The organism is Haliea sp. (assembly GCF_040221975.1).
In the GTDB taxonomy this organism is placed as follows: Bacteria; Pseudomonadota; Gammaproteobacteria; order Pseudomonadales; family Halieaceae; genus Haliea.
This window is the reverse complement of record NZ_JAVJWR010000023.1, coordinates 84,655-99,324: the sequence shown is the minus strand read 5'-3', so window position 1 is coordinate 99,324 and position 14,670 is coordinate 84,655. Positions and strand designations below refer to the sequence as shown.

The 14,670-nt window shown below is 65.3% G+C and carries 11 protein-coding genes; 3 read left to right on the top strand and 8 right to left on the bottom strand.

Annotated features, from left to right (window positions below):
• The first annotated feature begins 116 nt into the window (after positions 1-116).
• Positions 117-1,019 (top strand): LysR substrate-binding domain-containing protein, encoded by a 903-nt coding sequence (locus RLO07_RS09020; protein ID WP_462291802.1) that lies wholly within the window; start codon positions 117-119, stop codon positions 1,017-1,019.
• On the opposite strand, the gene RLO07_RS09015 is transcribed toward RLO07_RS09020, so the two are convergent.
• The 6 genes from RLO07_RS09015 to RLO07_RS08990 all read right to left on the bottom strand — a co-directional run bounded on the left by RLO07_RS09015 (position 1,016) and on the right by RLO07_RS08990 (position 10,223).
• Positions 1,016-2,089, bottom strand: a complete 1,074-nt coding sequence (locus tag RLO07_RS09015; RefSeq protein ID WP_462291801.1) for an efflux RND transporter periplasmic adaptor subunit — start codon at positions 2,087-2,089, stop codon at positions 1,016-1,018. The two genes, RLO07_RS09020 and RLO07_RS09015, sit on opposite strands and share 4 nt — an antisense overlap.
• Positions 2,086-5,184 (bottom strand): efflux RND transporter permease subunit, encoded by a 3,099-nt coding sequence (locus tag RLO07_RS09010; protein ID WP_462291800.1) that lies wholly within the window; start codon positions 5,182-5,184, stop codon positions 2,086-2,088. Before RLO07_RS09010 ends, RLO07_RS09015 begins: the two co-directional genes overlap by 4 nt.
• Positions 5,185-5,338: 154 nt before the next feature.
• Positions 5,339-7,093: an amidohydrolase gene (locus tag RLO07_RS09005; protein ID WP_462291799.1), complete on the bottom strand. Its 1,755-nt coding sequence runs from the start codon at positions 7,091-7,093 to the stop codon at positions 5,339-5,341.
• A gap of 18 nt (positions 7,094-7,111) precedes the next feature.
• Entirely contained in the window at positions 7,112-7,297 is a 186-nt protein-coding gene (locus RLO07_RS09000; RefSeq protein ID WP_462291798.1) for a hypothetical protein, read from the bottom strand.
• Positions 7,298-7,306: 9 nt separating this feature from the next.
• Positions 7,307-8,806 carry a glycerol kinase GlpK gene (gene glpK / locus RLO07_RS08995; protein WP_462291797.1) on the bottom strand — a complete coding sequence of 500 codons (1,500 nt, stop codon included), beginning with the start codon at positions 8,804-8,806 and terminating at the stop codon, positions 7,307-7,309.
• On the bottom strand, positions 8,796-10,223 hold the full coding sequence (locus RLO07_RS08990) for an aldehyde dehydrogenase family protein (RefSeq protein WP_462291796.1): 1,428 nt from the start codon (positions 10,221-10,223) through the stop codon (positions 8,796-8,798). The genes glpK and RLO07_RS08990 overlap by 11 nt, the downstream gene beginning before the upstream one ends.
• Before the next feature lie 112 nt (positions 10,224-10,335).
• Here RLO07_RS08990 and RLO07_RS08985 point away from each other — a divergent pair, with 112 nt between their 5' ends.
• Both RLO07_RS08985 and RLO07_RS08980 read left to right on the top strand, forming a co-directional pair.
• Entirely contained in the window at positions 10,336-11,475 is a 1,140-nt protein-coding gene (locus tag RLO07_RS08985; protein WP_462291795.1) for an acyl-CoA dehydrogenase family protein, read from the top strand.
• Position 11,476: 1 nt separating this feature from the next.
• The gene (locus RLO07_RS08980; RefSeq protein WP_462291794.1) at positions 11,477-13,051 is read left to right on the top strand and encodes a flavin-containing monooxygenase; all 1,575 of its coding nucleotides are present in this window, start codon (positions 11,477-11,479) and stop codon (positions 13,049-13,051) included.
• Here the strand turns inward: RLO07_RS08980 and RLO07_RS08975 are convergent.
• Together RLO07_RS08975 and RLO07_RS08970 are read right to left on the bottom strand one after the other, a co-directional pair.
• A complete protein-coding gene (locus tag RLO07_RS08975) occupies positions 12,963-13,403 on the bottom strand; it encodes a PGPGW domain-containing protein (protein WP_462291793.1) in 441 nt (146 codons plus the stop codon). The two genes, RLO07_RS08980 and RLO07_RS08975, sit on opposite strands and share 89 nt — an antisense overlap.
• Complete coding sequence (locus tag RLO07_RS08970) at positions 13,403-14,623, bottom strand: CaiB/BaiF CoA transferase family protein (RefSeq protein ID WP_462291792.1); 1,221 nt, start codon at positions 14,621-14,623, stop codon at positions 13,403-13,405. The genes RLO07_RS08975 and RLO07_RS08970 overlap by 1 nt, the downstream gene beginning before the upstream one ends.
• Positions 14,624-14,670 lie beyond the last annotated feature (47 nt).

The following is a 14,670-nucleotide window of genomic DNA, read 5'->3' as shown; positions in this document are numbered from 1 at the left end:
GGGTAGCGCAGACGCTCGTGGTGTGCAGGCATACCCTTGCCTGTAATTTTCCATGGCTTGCCTATGTATCCACAAGCGATTAAATTTGCCCATTCTGGTCAATTAAAGTTACCAATATGCCCCTGGACCGCCGCTTCCCCCTCAACAGCCTGCGCGCCTTCGAAGCGGTGGGACGCCACGGGCATCTGCGCCGGGCCGCAGAGGAACTGAATCTCACCCACGCCGCCCTCAGTCACCAGGTCAGGCTGCTGGAAAGCGAGCTGGACTGCAGCCTGTTCAGTCGCGTCCACAACGGCATGCAGCTCACCGCCGCCGGACGCCGCTTCCTCAACGTGGTCCAGGCTGCGCTCGATGCCCTGGCCGAGGGCGTCGTGCACCTGGACCCGGCGGCGCTGGCCGGCGAGTTGGTGATCGCCACCACGCCCACCATCTCGATCAACTGGCTCCCCGGGGTTATCCAGGTCTACGTCCAGCGCTACCCGGAGGTGGAACTGCATTGCGCCACCATTGAGCCGCACCAGCGCACCCTGCCCGCCCGCTTCGACCTGGCCCTGTGCCTGGGCGCGCCGGAGGCGCGCGGCAAGGTGGTGACCAAGCTCTACCAGGAATACTATTTCCCGGTCTGCGCACCCAAGCTGGTCAGCGCGGAACAGCCCGTGCACCAGCCCCGGGACCTGCTGGACCACACCCTGCTGCACGAGCGCTTCCAGCACTGGGAGGAATGGTTCGCGACCCACGGCATCGACCGGGCCCGGGGCCGCGGCAATATTCACTTCGACTATGGCTTCCAGTCCATCGAGGCGGCGCGCCAGGGCCTGGGCATCGTGTTGGCCGACCGGCTGGAAGTGGCCGCGGACCTGCGCCGCGGTACCCTGGTGCGGCTGCTGGACCAGGAGATGGCCGTGGATGAGGGGATCTATCTGGTCAGTGAACCCGAAGCCTCGCGCACCGTACGGGCGCAGTTGTTTATCGACGAGTTGCAGCGCTACCTGCGGGACCTGGGGGTACCACCAGCCTAACTCTGCAGCTTGGCCTGGGTCTGCCCCTGCTCGGTCACTTGCTGGCCCTCCCGCAGGCGATCGCCACCGCGCACCACGATACGCTGCCCTTCCTCCAGTTCACCACTGACAGCCACCAGGTGGGCCTGTCCCGCACCGACGGCTACCGGCACCCGCTCGGCTATGCCGCGCGCGCTGACCCGGTAGATGTAACTGCCCTCGCTGCGAATGACCACTGCGTCCCGCGGCACCGCCAGGGTCATCTGGCTGGCCTCCAGCGGGATCTCCACCCTGACCAGCTGTCCCGGAATAATGACCTCGCGGTCAGCGTCAAGCAGATCGATATGCAGCTCAAAGGTCTGCGAGACAGGGTCGCCCGCGGCGATCAGTGTGCGCACCACGCCGGCTTGAGAGTCCTCGTCCACGGTTATCTCCAGGCGGTCACCGACCGCGAGCCGTGCCCGATAGCTGATCGGCACGGCCACCCGCACTTCAAGCCGTTCGAGATCGACCAGGCGACCGATGATTTCGCCGGGGACAACGTACTCGCCGCCCTGCTTGTAGCGCTCCGCCAGAATGCCGTTGAACCGGGCGCGGACCTCGGAGCGGGCCATTTCGTCATCCAGCTGACGGATACGCGCCTCCAGGATCGCCATGTCCTTGCGCGCGATATCCCGCCGCGACATGGCCTCGTCCAGCAGGAATACCGACAGGTTCTGGGTTTCGCTCAGGGCCAGATAACGCTCGACTACCTTGCTTTGATAGACCTCGTTGACGGCCTCCCGCTCAAGCAGGCCCTGCAGTTCCTCGCGCCGCAGCTGCAACGGTGTGCGATCCAGGCGTGCAATCACCTGCCCCCTGCCGATCCGGGTGCCGGGCTCCGCAACCCAGTCCAGTTCCCCGGCCACCGCGGCGGTCACCGCAACATCGTTGCGGCTGAAGACGCTGCCGTTGAGCGGCAGGGTCGCACCCATGACAATGCGCTCGACACGGGCAGTCTCCACCACCACGCCGGTGTCGGCCGCGGCTATCAGCGCCGGCAGCACCAGCGCCAGGCCCAGCACCTGTACACAGCGTATCGTTGTCCTCATCGTTCCGCCTCCATGTTGGCACCCATTGCCAGTGAGTCAGCTGCCGGCAGTCGTTGCGCCGCCTGCATGCCCATCCCCAGCAGGCTTGGCATCAACAGCAGGGACAGACCCCCGCTGGCAATCATGCCACCGACAATCACCGCCGCCAGGCCGCGGTAGATTTCCGAGCCCACGCCCGGCATCAGCATCAGTGGCAGCATGCCAAAGATGCTGGTGAGGGTGCTCATGAATACCGGGCGCGCCCGGGTCAGCACCGCGTCCCGTATGGCCTGCCGACGCGCCACTCCCTCGCGCTCCCTGATCCGCGTCTGGTCAACCAGCAGAATCGCGTTGTTGACCACCAGACCCAACAGGATGATGAAACCGACCATGGTCAGCATATCGAGGGACTGATAACTGAACACGTTGTAGGCCTTCAGTGCGAGTACCCCGCCGGCGATGGCCGGTGGCATGACCAGCAGTACCAGCAGGCTGTCCCAGGCGGAGCGAAAGATTGCCGCCATGATCGCGAACAGAATCAGCACGGCGATGGCGAAATTCAGCAACATCTTGTTGACCGCCTCCTGCAGGCGGTCGGCACTGCCGCGATAGGCGATCGAGGCGCCCGGCGGCAGCATGCCCTGCAGCTCCGGGTCCAGTTCCGCACGCAGGCGTTCAATCGCCTCCTCGAGCGTCACCTGTTCCGGTGGCAACACGTTGATGGTGACCGTGCGCAGGCCATCGACCCGCTGCAGCTGCACGGGGCCCACGGTGTACTCGATAGCCGCGAGTTCGCCGATGGCCTGCACCCCGGCAAGAGGGGTAGCGATGGGGGTACTCGCCAGTTCCTCCGGTGTGCTCCAGCCCGGACCGTGCACGATCATGTCATAGCGGCGATTGCCATCGAAGTACTCTCCGGCATAGAGTCCATCGGTCAGTGCCCGCACCGCATCGGCCAGGGTCATCCGGTCCAGGCCCGCGAGACCGAGACGCTTGTCGTCCGGCACAATGCGCAGCTCCGGCTGATCCATGGTCAGGGCGGGCTGGGCATAGGCACTGCCGTCCTCCCACATCTGCTTGACCTGTTCCATGCCGACAGTGGCAACCCGCATCAGGGTTTCGAGATCTGCGCCGCGGATATCGATGGCGATGCTGCGACCGCCGCCGTCCACCTGGATCATCGACGCACGGCGCACGAAAGGTTCCACGTCGGGCAGGCCGGCGAGAATTTCCTCGCGCATGATTTCGATCATGGGTTCTGTGCCCTCGGGCTCCGCCGGGTACAGGAACACCGTGCCGTAGCCAGGACCGACGCCGACATTGAAGCCGCGTACCGCGGGCTCCCTGGTGCCCGCAAGGTGTGGCCGCAGGCGCCGCTCTATCTCGCCGAAAATCTCTTTCTCGATGGTATCGAGACTGGTGCCCGGGGGCAGGTCAAGGTAGCTCTCGACCGCATCGACATCGGCCTTGGGCAAGAAATCCACCTTCGGCATCAATATTCCCACGGTCAGGATCGAAGCGCCCAGAATGACCAGGATCCAGCGCATGCGGGCGCGGCCGGAGAGGGTGCGGCGGTCAATCCAGTCCGCCAACCGGATCCAGAAACTCCGCAGGGGGTCGACCGGGACCTGGGACAGTGCGGCGTGTGCGGTCGCCATCGGCAGCACGGTCAGTGACACCAGCAGCGACATCAGCACCGCCGCCGAAAGCGTGATCGCCAGGTCCTTGAACAACTGGCCTTCCAGCCCCTCGAGGAAAATGATGGGAACAAAAATCGCCACCGTGGTCAGGGTCGATGACAGCAGCGCCGGCGCCACCTCGCGGGCACCGGCTTCCGCCGCCGCGCGCCGACCCAGGCCCTGCTGCCCGAGGCGCATGATATTTTCCTGCACCACAATGGAGGCATCCATCGACAACCCCACCGCGAATGCGAGGCCAGCAAGAGAGATGACGTTGAGGCTGTGGCCGGTTACCTGCAGCGCCAGGAACGCGCCCATCAACGACAGCGGTATACTCAGGGCAATGACCAAGGTGGCGCGCATGACCCGCAGAAAATAAAACAGCACCAAACTCGACAGCACCAGCCCGAGCAACAGGTTGCCCTGCACCAGGGCGATCGCCCGGCGGATGTGCAGCGAGGCGTCGAAACTCAGCTCCAGGGTGAGTCCCTCGGCCGCAAGCGGCCCGGCATTCAATTCGGCAATCACCGCCTTGAGGCCATCGAGCAGCTCCACGGTGTTGGCGCCGTTGCTTCGATTCAGGCGGATGTAATAGGACGGATTGCCGTTGCGCCGGGAAAAGCTGTTGCGTTTCATGAAGCCCGCCTCGACGCTGGCCACGTCGTGCAGGTAGACCGGTTGTTGATTGCGCCAGCCAACGACCAGCTCACCGAGCCGGTCAATGCCAAAGCTGCCGGCAATACGGACCGTATACTGACGCCGGCCGACATCGGCGAAGCCGCCGGAGACATCGGTAGCGCGACGCAGCGCCCGGGTTACATCGTCGATGGCGACACCCATGCCCGCGAGCCGGTAGGGATCGATGTTGACCGCAATTTCACGCTCGCGGCGGGATTCCAGGCGAACCTCGGAGACACCGGGTACGCGCGCCAGCCGGGGCTCGATGACGGTGGTCACCAGATCTTCATAGACGCTGACATCGGTGTCGGTGCCGTCGGCGCGAAACAGCTGCAGGGTGGCCGCGGCGTTGTTGCCGGTGGTCCCGGCCCCGGCACGCACAATCGGTTCGTCGGCATCGGCGGGCAGGGGCGGTGCCTGGTTGAGATTGGTGATGACGTCGATCAGCCCCTGCTGCATGTCCCAGCCAATCTCGAAGTTGAGCTCGATATAGCCCTGGTCCCGGGCGATGGAACTGACCATGCTGGTCACGCCCTGGATATTGCCGAGCACGCGCTCCTGGCCCTGGACGATCTGTTCCTCGATTTCCTCGGGTGCGGCGGCGCGCCAGCCGGTAAAGATGAATATCTTCGGGGGAGTCAGTTCCGGGAGCAACTGGATGGGCAGTCGGTAAATCGCCAGCACCCCAAAACCCAGCACCAGCAGCGCCGCGACTAAAGTCGCTGCGGGATTGCGCACGGCAAGCTGGATCACATTCACGGTCACGCCCCCTGCGAAACCGACGTTGATGACAGCAGTATAGACTGGCTAGTGCAGGCTGTGCGCTTTATCTCTGAAGGCGCTGCAGGGCCTTGACCGTATGCTCCTCCCGGCGGTCATGGCGTCGCCAGGGAACAGGCGAGCCAGGCACCAACTACCTGGCCTGATAGACCACTTCGCCGTCAAACAGCGTCATCCGCACCGCGGTGGTATTGATGTCTTCGACGGGAATGCGGTAGAGGTCCCGATCCAACATCACCAGGTCCGCCCGCTTGCCCACCTCGATGCTGCCGACAGTGTCCTCCTGATGCATCAGCCAGGCTGCGTTGCGAGTGTAGGCGGCGAGCATGGTGCCCAGGGTAACCGACTCCGCCGCATTCAGGGTGCCTTCGACAATGCTGTCGGGGTCCTGCCGGCGCAGGGCGGTTTCGATCGCATCCAGTGGATTCACCGATGACACCGACCAGTCACTGCCGCCGACGATACGGGCTCCCGCGCGCTGGAGACTGCGAACCGGGTACATGCGATCCACCCGTTCGGCGCCGACAGCCGGGAGATTGATCTCGGTAATGTAGCTGTCCGGATACGCCCACAACGCCTGGAACGTGGTGCTGACATTGAGTTCGGCAAATCGCGGGATGTCCTCGGGGTGAACAAGCTGCAGGTGGGCAATATGGTGCCGGTTGTCGCGCTCGCCGTTGCGTGCTCGCGCCGCCTCGAAGGCGTCCAACGCGATGCGCACGCCGCGGTCGCCAATGGCGTGGACGTGAACCTGCAGGCCCATGGCATCCAGGCGCGTGACAATGTCCTTGAGTTCCTCCGGGTCAAAGTTGATTTCCCCCCGGTGCGGATCGTCTCCGAGATAGGGTGTCACCAGGGCCGCCGTCTCGCCCTCAAGCACGCCGTCGACAAACAGCTTCACCGCGTCGGTGTTCACCTGTTCGCCGGCATACTCGCCCCGCCGCGCCAGCACCGCGTCGAATTCGTCGCCGGGATGCTGGCTGAAGGTACCGTGGGTCAGGGAGGTCCGGACCCGGGCCCGCAAATCCCCGGCAGCGGCCAGCGACCGATAGGCCCGCCAGTGCTGCTCGCCAACCGCGGCGTCGATAAACGAGGTGATGCCCTTGCTGTGCATGAAGGCCACGGCCGCACGCAGCGCGGCAATATCATCTTCGGGCGCGGTCTCCGGCAACAGGTCACTGACCAGCGCCTGGGCCGTCTCGCGCAGCGTACCGGTCGCTTCACCCGTGGCGGGGTCGCGCTCGATCACCCCTTGCGGCGGGTTGGGCGTATCCGCGGTAATACCGGCGAGTGCCAGGGCGCGGGAGTTTACCCAGGCGGAGTGCCCATCAGCGGCGGCGAGGTAGACCGGGCGCTCCGGAAACAGCGCGTCGAGCGAAGCCTTGTTCGGGTTGCCGTTCGGAAACAACCCCAGGTTGAAATCGAGACCCACCAGCCATTCATCGTCAGCAGTATCGGTGGCACAGGCCTGCAGGCCCTGCAGGATAGCCTCCTCGGAGGCCGCGTCGCTCAGGGAACAGCCCAGCAGGGCGGCGCCCGACGACAGCGGGTGCACGTGGGCGTCGTGCAGTCCCGGCAGCAGCATGCCCTGTTCCGCGTCGATTACCCGAGTGCTGTCAGCGACGAACATCGCGGTTGCGGCATCGTCCCCCACCGCGACAATTGCACCGTCCACGACCGCAACACTCGAAGCTTCTGGCTGCTCCGGATTCTGGGTATAGATCCGCGCGTTGCGAATCACCAGATCCGCCGCGGGCGTACGCTGCTCCGACGTGGTGGCGGCCACCGGTGCCGGATCCCGCTGCCGATCGCAGGCGGTGAGCAACCCGGTCCCCATTGCAACCGCCATGGCAGTAGCGAGTATTCCAGCCTTGGTACCTGTCATCATTCGATCTCCTGTCGAGTATCAGTGTGCCTTCACCTTCTGCTTCCCACAGCGGGCGCAGCGGTAGACTGTCACCAGCCTGCCCTGCTTCACGTCAAACTGCTTCGCCTTGTCCATCACCCACTTGTGATGGCCGTGGCGGCACAGGGTCTTGCCCTTGTGTTTTTCCTGCAGGGACGGCTTGCGAAACGGGAGTATGTCGGCCACGGGCAGCGTTCAGAGCAGGGTACGGGCCAGTGCGGCCTGCCAGGATGCCTGCCGCTGGCGCCTGGCGCCAGCAGACACCTTCACCTTGAACTCCTGGTCCGCGGCCCAGATCTTGCGGATGTCGCCCATGCCCGACCAGAGTCCCACCCCCAGCCCCGCCAGGTAGCAGGCACCGGCTACCGTGGTCTCGATGACCCGTGGCCGAATCAGCTTGCGGCCCAGCACATCGGCCTGGATCTGCATCAGCAGGTTATTGGCGGCGGCACCGCCATCGACCCGCAGCGGCCGCATGCGCCTGCCGAGGTCACGCTCCATGGCCAGCAGGATATCCGCGTTCTGCAGCGCCATGGCATCCAGGGTGGCGCGGGCAATGTGGCCGCGCCCGCTGCCGCGGGTGAGTCCGCTCAGGGTTCCACGCGCGTCCGGCGCCCAGTGCGGGGCACCGAGGCCGGTCAGCGCCGGCACGAATTCCACTCCACCGGCGTCTTCCACGGTGCCCGCCAGTGCCTCCACATCGGCCGAGCGCTTGATGATCTGCAGGCCATCGCGCAGCCACTGCACCGCCGCACCGCAGACGAAGGCACCGCCCTCCAGGGCGTAGACCGGCTTGCCCTCGCCCAGCTGCCAGGCCGCCGTGGTGAGCAGGCCGGAGCGGGACTGCAGCAGTTCGGAGCCGGTGTTCATGAGGATAAAGGAGCCGGTGCCGAAGGTGCACTTGGCATCGCCTGCGGCAAAACAGGCCTGGCCGAACAGCGCCGCCTGCTGGTCCCCCGCCACACCGGCAATGGGAATACCGTCGGGCAAGCCGGGGATGCCGCGGGTGTGGGCCAGCGCCGCACTGGAGGAGACGATGTTGGGCAGGATCCCCTCCGGCACTTCAAACAGGTCCATCAGTTCCTTGTCCCAGCTCAGCCGGCGCAGGTTCATCAGCGAGGTGCGCGAGGCGTTGGAGACATCACTGACATGCGCGGCGCCGCCGCTGAGCTGCCAGATCAGGTAGCTGTCGATGGTGCCCGCGGCCACCTGCCCGGCCTTGAGCTTGCGGGCGATGCCGGGGGTGTTCTGCAGCAGCCAGCGGAACTTGCTGGCGGAAAAATACGGGTCCAGCACCAGGCCGGACTTGCGTTGTACCTGCTTCTCGTGGCCGCCGGCCTTGAGGGTTTCGCAGAACTCGGTGGTGCGTCGACACTGCCAGACGATGGCCCGGTTCAGGGGCTCGCCACTGCCGCGATCCCAGAGCAGCGAGGTCTCGCGCTGGTTGGTGATGCCGATGGCGGCGATATCACCGGGCTTGCACAGCCGCTTGCGCAGCACGGCGCGAATGCCACGCTGCACCGTGTTCCAGATATCCCCGGCGTCATGCTCCACCCAGCCAGGCTTGGGGTAGTGCTGGGGGAACTCGATATTGACGCTGGTCCGGAGCTGACCCTTTTCATCCATCAGGGCAACCGTGGTACCGGTCGTGCCCTGATCGATGGCGAGGATAAAGGCACCCATATCAGGTGCCATAGCCCTCGATTGCCTTGATTTCAAGGAAGTCAGTGAAGCCGTGGGCGCCCCACTCGCGACCGTTGCCGGACTGCTTGTAGCCGCCGAAGGGCACATTGTATCCACCGCTGGCACCGTTGATGTGCACGTTGCCGGCGCGGATACGGGAAGCGACCCGACGCGCGTGCTCCATATCGCCACTCTGGATGTAGCCCGCCAGGCCGTAGGGCGTGTCGTTGGCGATGCGGATGGCCTCGTCCTCGCTGTCGTAGGGAATCATCACCAGTACCGGCCCGAAGATTTCCTCGCGGGCGATGGTCATGTCATTGTTGACCTCGGAAAACACGGTGGGGCGCACGAAATACCCCTTGTCGATGCCCTCGGGGCGCCCGGGACCGCCGCAGACCAGCTTGGCGCCCTCGGCAATGCCCTTCTCGATCAGGCCCTGGATCTTGTTGAACTGCAACTCCGAGACCACCGGGCCCATGGTGGTGGCGTCATCCGCCGGGTCGCCGATCACCACTTTTTCCGTCACCTTCGCCGCAATCGCCTCGGCCTCGGCGAGACGCTCCCGGGGTACCAGCATGCGGGAGGGCGCGTTGCAGGACTGGCCGGTGTTGTTGTACATGTGCAGCACGCCGCGGGTCACCGCCTTTTCCAGGTCGGCGTCGTCGAGGATGATGTTGGGAGACTTGCCGCCCAGTTCCTGGGTCACGCGCTTCACCGTCGGCGCCGCATTCTGCGCCACCAGGGAACCGGCGCGGGTGGACCCGGTAAAGGACATCATGTCCACCCCCGGGTGCTTGGACAGTGCCGTGCCCACCGTCGGGCCGTCGCCGTTGACCAGGTTGAACACACCCGCCGGCACCCCGGCCTCGTGCATGATCTTGGCAAACACGTAGCCCGACAGGGGCGCCACTTCGGAAGGCTTGAGGATCATGGTGCAGCCCACCGCCAGGGCCGGTGCCACCTTGCAGCCGATCTGGTTCACTGGCCAGTTCCAGGGCGTGATCAGGCCACAGACCCCGATCGGCTCCTTGAACACCCGGTGCTCACCGAGGTTCTCCTCGAAGGGGAAGTTCCGCAGCACCCGCAGCGCTTCCTTCAGATGGCCGAGGCCAGCGTGGGCCTGGGACGATACCGCCAGGGATTTGGGCGCGCCCATTTCCTCGCGGATGGCGTCCGCGATGTCGTTGTAGTATTTCTCATACGTGGCGACACAGGACTCCAGCACCGCAATCCGCTCTTCGCGGCTGCTGTAGCCCCAGGTCTCGAACGCGGCGCGGGCAGCGGCCACCGCACGGTCCACATCTTCCTCGGAACCCAGCGAGATGTGCGCACAGACTTCCTCGGTGGCCGGGTTGATCACGTCGTGGGGGTTGGGCCGGGCCGGATCGACCCACTCACCATTGATGTAAAACTGCAGATATTCGCGCATGTGTGCTCTCCAGCAACTGATTATCGATGTCCGCTAGTGTAGCACCGCCTGAGTGGTCGGCCACCACCCCATAGGGTTATCATTGCCCGCACCTGACACTGGAGAGACCCGCATGCAGTCCGAAGAAATGACCCTGTTCCGCGACATGGCGCGCCGTGCCTTCGAGGCCGAGATCAGCCCCCACTATGAACAGTGGGAAGAGGAGCACATGGTGCCGAGGGAGCTGTGGCGCACCCTGGGTGCCGCCGGCCTGCTGTGCGCGGATGTGGACGAAGCCTACGGTGGCGCGGGCACCTCGCCCCACGTCACCCTGATGCTGATCGAAGAGCTGTCGCGGATGGGCTTCGGCGGCTTTGCCTCCGGCTTCGGTATTCACTCCAATATCGTCGCCCCCTATCTGTCCCGCCACGGTACGGAAGAACAAAAGCAGCAGTGGCTGCCGCGCATGGTCAGCGGTGACGCCGTCGGCGCCCTGGCGATGACCGAACCCGGCGCCGGCTCCGACGTCCAGGGCATCCGCACCAATGCCGTCCGCGACGGCGACGAGTGGGTGCTGAACGGCTCCAAGATTTTTATCACCAACGGCATGCACGCGGACCTGGTGATCGTCGCCGCCATCACCGACCCCGGCAAGGGCGCCAAGGGTACCTCGCTGTTCCTGGTGGATACCCGCCTGCCGGGCTTCGAGCGCGGCAAGAAGATCGAGAAGATCGGCCAGCACGCCTCCGACACCGCCCTGCTGTTCTTCCAGGACATGCGCCTGCCGGCGAATGCGCTACTGGGCCAGGAAAACAAGGGCTTCATGATCATGATGGAAGAGCTGCCGCGGGAGCGCCTGGGCATCGCCGCCCAGGCAGTGGCCGCCGCCGAGGGCGCGCTCGACCTGACGGTGGAGTACGTGCTGGAGCGCAAGGCTTTCGGCCAGGCCATCGGCAGCTTCCAGAATACCCGCTTCAAGCTCGCTGATGTGCGCACCGAGATCGCGCTCAATCGGGCTCTCTACGAACAGTGCGCGGACGAATACAGCCGCGGCGAACTGACCGCCGACAAGGCGGCGATGCTGAAGCTGGCCTCCTGTGAAATGCAGTGCGACACCATCGACGAATGCCTGCAGCTGTTTGGCGGCTACGGCTACACGGTGGAATACCCGATCTCGCGCTTCTACACCGATGCGCGCATCCAGCGCATTTACGGCGGCACCTCGGAGATCATGCGCGAGCTGGTCGCACGCTCCATCCTTGGCCGGGCCTGAGATGACTGCCCGCGAAGCCGGGGCGTTTACGCCAGAGCGGCATTACGACGTTATTATCGTCGGTGCCGGACTCTCCGGCATCGGGGCCGCGGTGCATCTGCAGCAGCAGTGCCCGGGCAAGCACGTGGCGCTGCTGGAAAGCCGCGCCGCCATGGGTGGCACCTGGGATCTGTTCCGCTATCCGGGGATTCGCTCGGACAGCGACATGCACACCCTGGGCTACGACTTCAAACCCTGGCGCAATCCCAGGGCCATCGCCGACGGGCCGGCGATTCTCGACTACATCAAGGAAACCGCCCGCGAACACGGTGTGGAAGAGAAGATCCACTTCCAGCACCGGGTCGAGCGGGCGCGCTTCTGCAGTAAGCAGGCACGCTGGGAGCTGGAGGTCGCAGTTGTCAGTGACGGCCGGGAACAGCGCGAGACTTTCAGTTGCCAGTTCCTGCTCATGTGCGCCGGCTACTTCAACTACGCGCACGGTCACGACCCCGTCTTCCCCGGCCAGGAGCGTTTTCAGGGTCCCATCGTGCGCCCGCAGCACTGGCCCGAGGACCTCGACTACCGCGACAGGCGCGTGGTGGTCATAGGCTCCGGCGCCACCGCAATGACCCTGGTACCGACGCTGGCGGAAAAGGCGGCAAGGGTCACCATGCTGCAGCGCTCGCCCACCTGGGTGATTTCCCGGCCGGCCAGGGACCGGTTGGCGAACCTGCTGCGCAGGCTGCTGCCGGAGCGCTGGGCCTACGCCCTCACCCGCTGGAAAAATACCCGCCTGCAGCAGTGGTTCTATCGCAAGACCCGCACCCATCCGAAGCAGGTCAAGGCGCGCCTGCTGGGCATGCTGCGCAAGGAGTTGGGACCCGGGTTCGATGTCGAGCGCCATTTCACTCCCGACTACAACCCCTGGGACCAGCGCCTGTGCCTGGTGCCCGACGGCGACCTCTATGCCGCTCTGCGCAGCGGCCGCGCCGAAATAGTCACGGAGCATATCGCGGAATTTACCGAGCGCGGCATCCGCCTGCAGTCGGGCCAGGAACTGCCCGCGGACATTATCGTCACCGCTACCGGGCTGGAGTTGGTAGTGACGGGCAAAATCGTGTTCGAGGTGGACGGGGAAACGGTCGACTTCAGCCAGCGCTGGACCTGGCGCGGCATGATGTACTCCGGCGTGCCCAACATGGCCAATACCTTCGGCTACATCAACGCCTCCTGGACCCTGCGTGCGGACCTGATCGCGCGCTTTGTCTGCCGGCTGCTGAACCACATGGACCGGAAAGGACTGGAACAGGTAACCCCGACCCTGCGGGCCGACGAGCACGACATGCCCGCGCGACCCTGGATCGAAGGCTTCAGCGCCGGCTACCTGCAACGGGTCATGCACCTGCTGCCGAAACAGGGCGACCGCGAACCCTGGCTGAACCCCCAGGATTACGTCAGCGACCGCAAGACCCTGCCCACGGCGTCACTGGAGGATGGCAGTCTGGTGTTCAGTCATCCCGGGGCGTTGGCGGGTGATCGTGCTCAGGCATGGGAGAGGCAAGTGGAGGACGCCCGCTGCGCCGACGCAGCCAGTTGAGCGCAGTCAGTACGCCGCGGCGCCGTACCAGCCAGCGCTCGAACCGGTACTTGCCGGGAAAGTTCATCAGCAGCAGCCCCACCAGAAGGGTCAGCAGCCCCTGCCCCGGTGTGAACAGCATGAGCAAGCCGAGCAAGACCAGCAGCACCCCGACCAGGTTCTTGAGCGCACCCAGCAACAGCACCGAGCGCGGAAAATCCGCGTAGTTGCGCCAGACCGAGCGGGTGGGCTGATTGAAATAATCACCGGGCAGTCGACTCACCACCCAGGGCACGCCGACCACAGTTGCCACCAGGCACAGCAGCGACAGGCCGGAGCCCCACCAGAGCAGTGCTTCCAGTCGCGGGTCCATCAGGCCGGTTCAGCGGCCGGGCCGATGATGCCCTGCGCCGACAGCTGCGCCAGTTCCTCCTCATCCAGCCCCAGCAGCCCCTGCAATACTTCCCGGTTGTGGCTGCCCAGCGCCCCGCCGGGCCAGTCCGTACGTCCGGGGGTATCCGCCAGCCGCGGCACTATGGCCGGTATCTGCAGTGGCTTGCCGTCGATCTCCACCTGCTCGAACATGCCGCGGGCCTGATACTGGGGATCCTGGAGCATGTCGGCCACGCTGTAGATAGGCCCCACCGGCACTCCCGCCTGCTCGAGGACAAAGATGATGTGCTCGGAGGAATGCTGGCCACACCAGAGATTCAGGGCCTTGTCGATCTCGTGCTCGTGGCGCACGCGGCCGGCGTTGTCGGCAAGCGCCGGGTCCGCGGCCATGTCCGAGCGCCCCGCCGCCGTCATCAGGCGCTTGAAAATGGAGTCGCCGTTGCCGCCGATGACCACGTACTTGCCGTCGTCGCAGCGGTAGGTGTTGGTCGGCACAATGCCAGTGACCGTGGTGCCCGAGGGCTCGCGGATCACGCCGGCGCCGTCGTACTCGGGGACAATGCCCTCCAGCAGGTTGAAGATGGACTCGTACAGCGCCACATCCACCACCTGCCCTGCACCGCCCTCCGTCTTGCCGCGCTGCAGCAGCGCCAGGGTAATGCCCAGGGCCGCGTGCAGGGCCGCAACCGTATCGCCCAGGCTGATATTGGGCCGCACCGGCGCGTGGCCGGGCTCACCGTTGATGTAGCGAAAGCCCCCAAACCCTTCCGTGACCGAAGCGTAGCCGGGCTTGCCGGCATAGGGACCGGTCTGGCCATAGCCGGATATCCGGGCATACACCAGCGCCGGGTTGCGCGCCTTGACCACCTCCGGACCCAGGCCCCACTCCTCCATGGCGCCGGGGCGAAAGTTCTCCACCAGCACATCGGCGCCATCCAGCAGCTGCAACACCAGCTCGCGGCCGCGCTCACTCTTGAGGTCCAGGGTGACGCTCTTCTTGTTGCGGCCCAGACTGCGGTACCAGAGCGAGGTACCGTCCTGGACAATGCGCCAGCCGCGAATCGGGTCGCCGCCGGGGGGTTCCACCTTGATGACCTCGGCGCCGAAATACGCCAGGATGGTGCCGGTAAACGGCCCTGCCAGCAGCTGACCCAGCTCGATAACCCGCAAGCCCTCAAGTGGTCTGGTTCCTGTTGTCACCCGCCAACCTCCCTGCAAAATCCCGATTGTACCCGATAAGCGGGCGC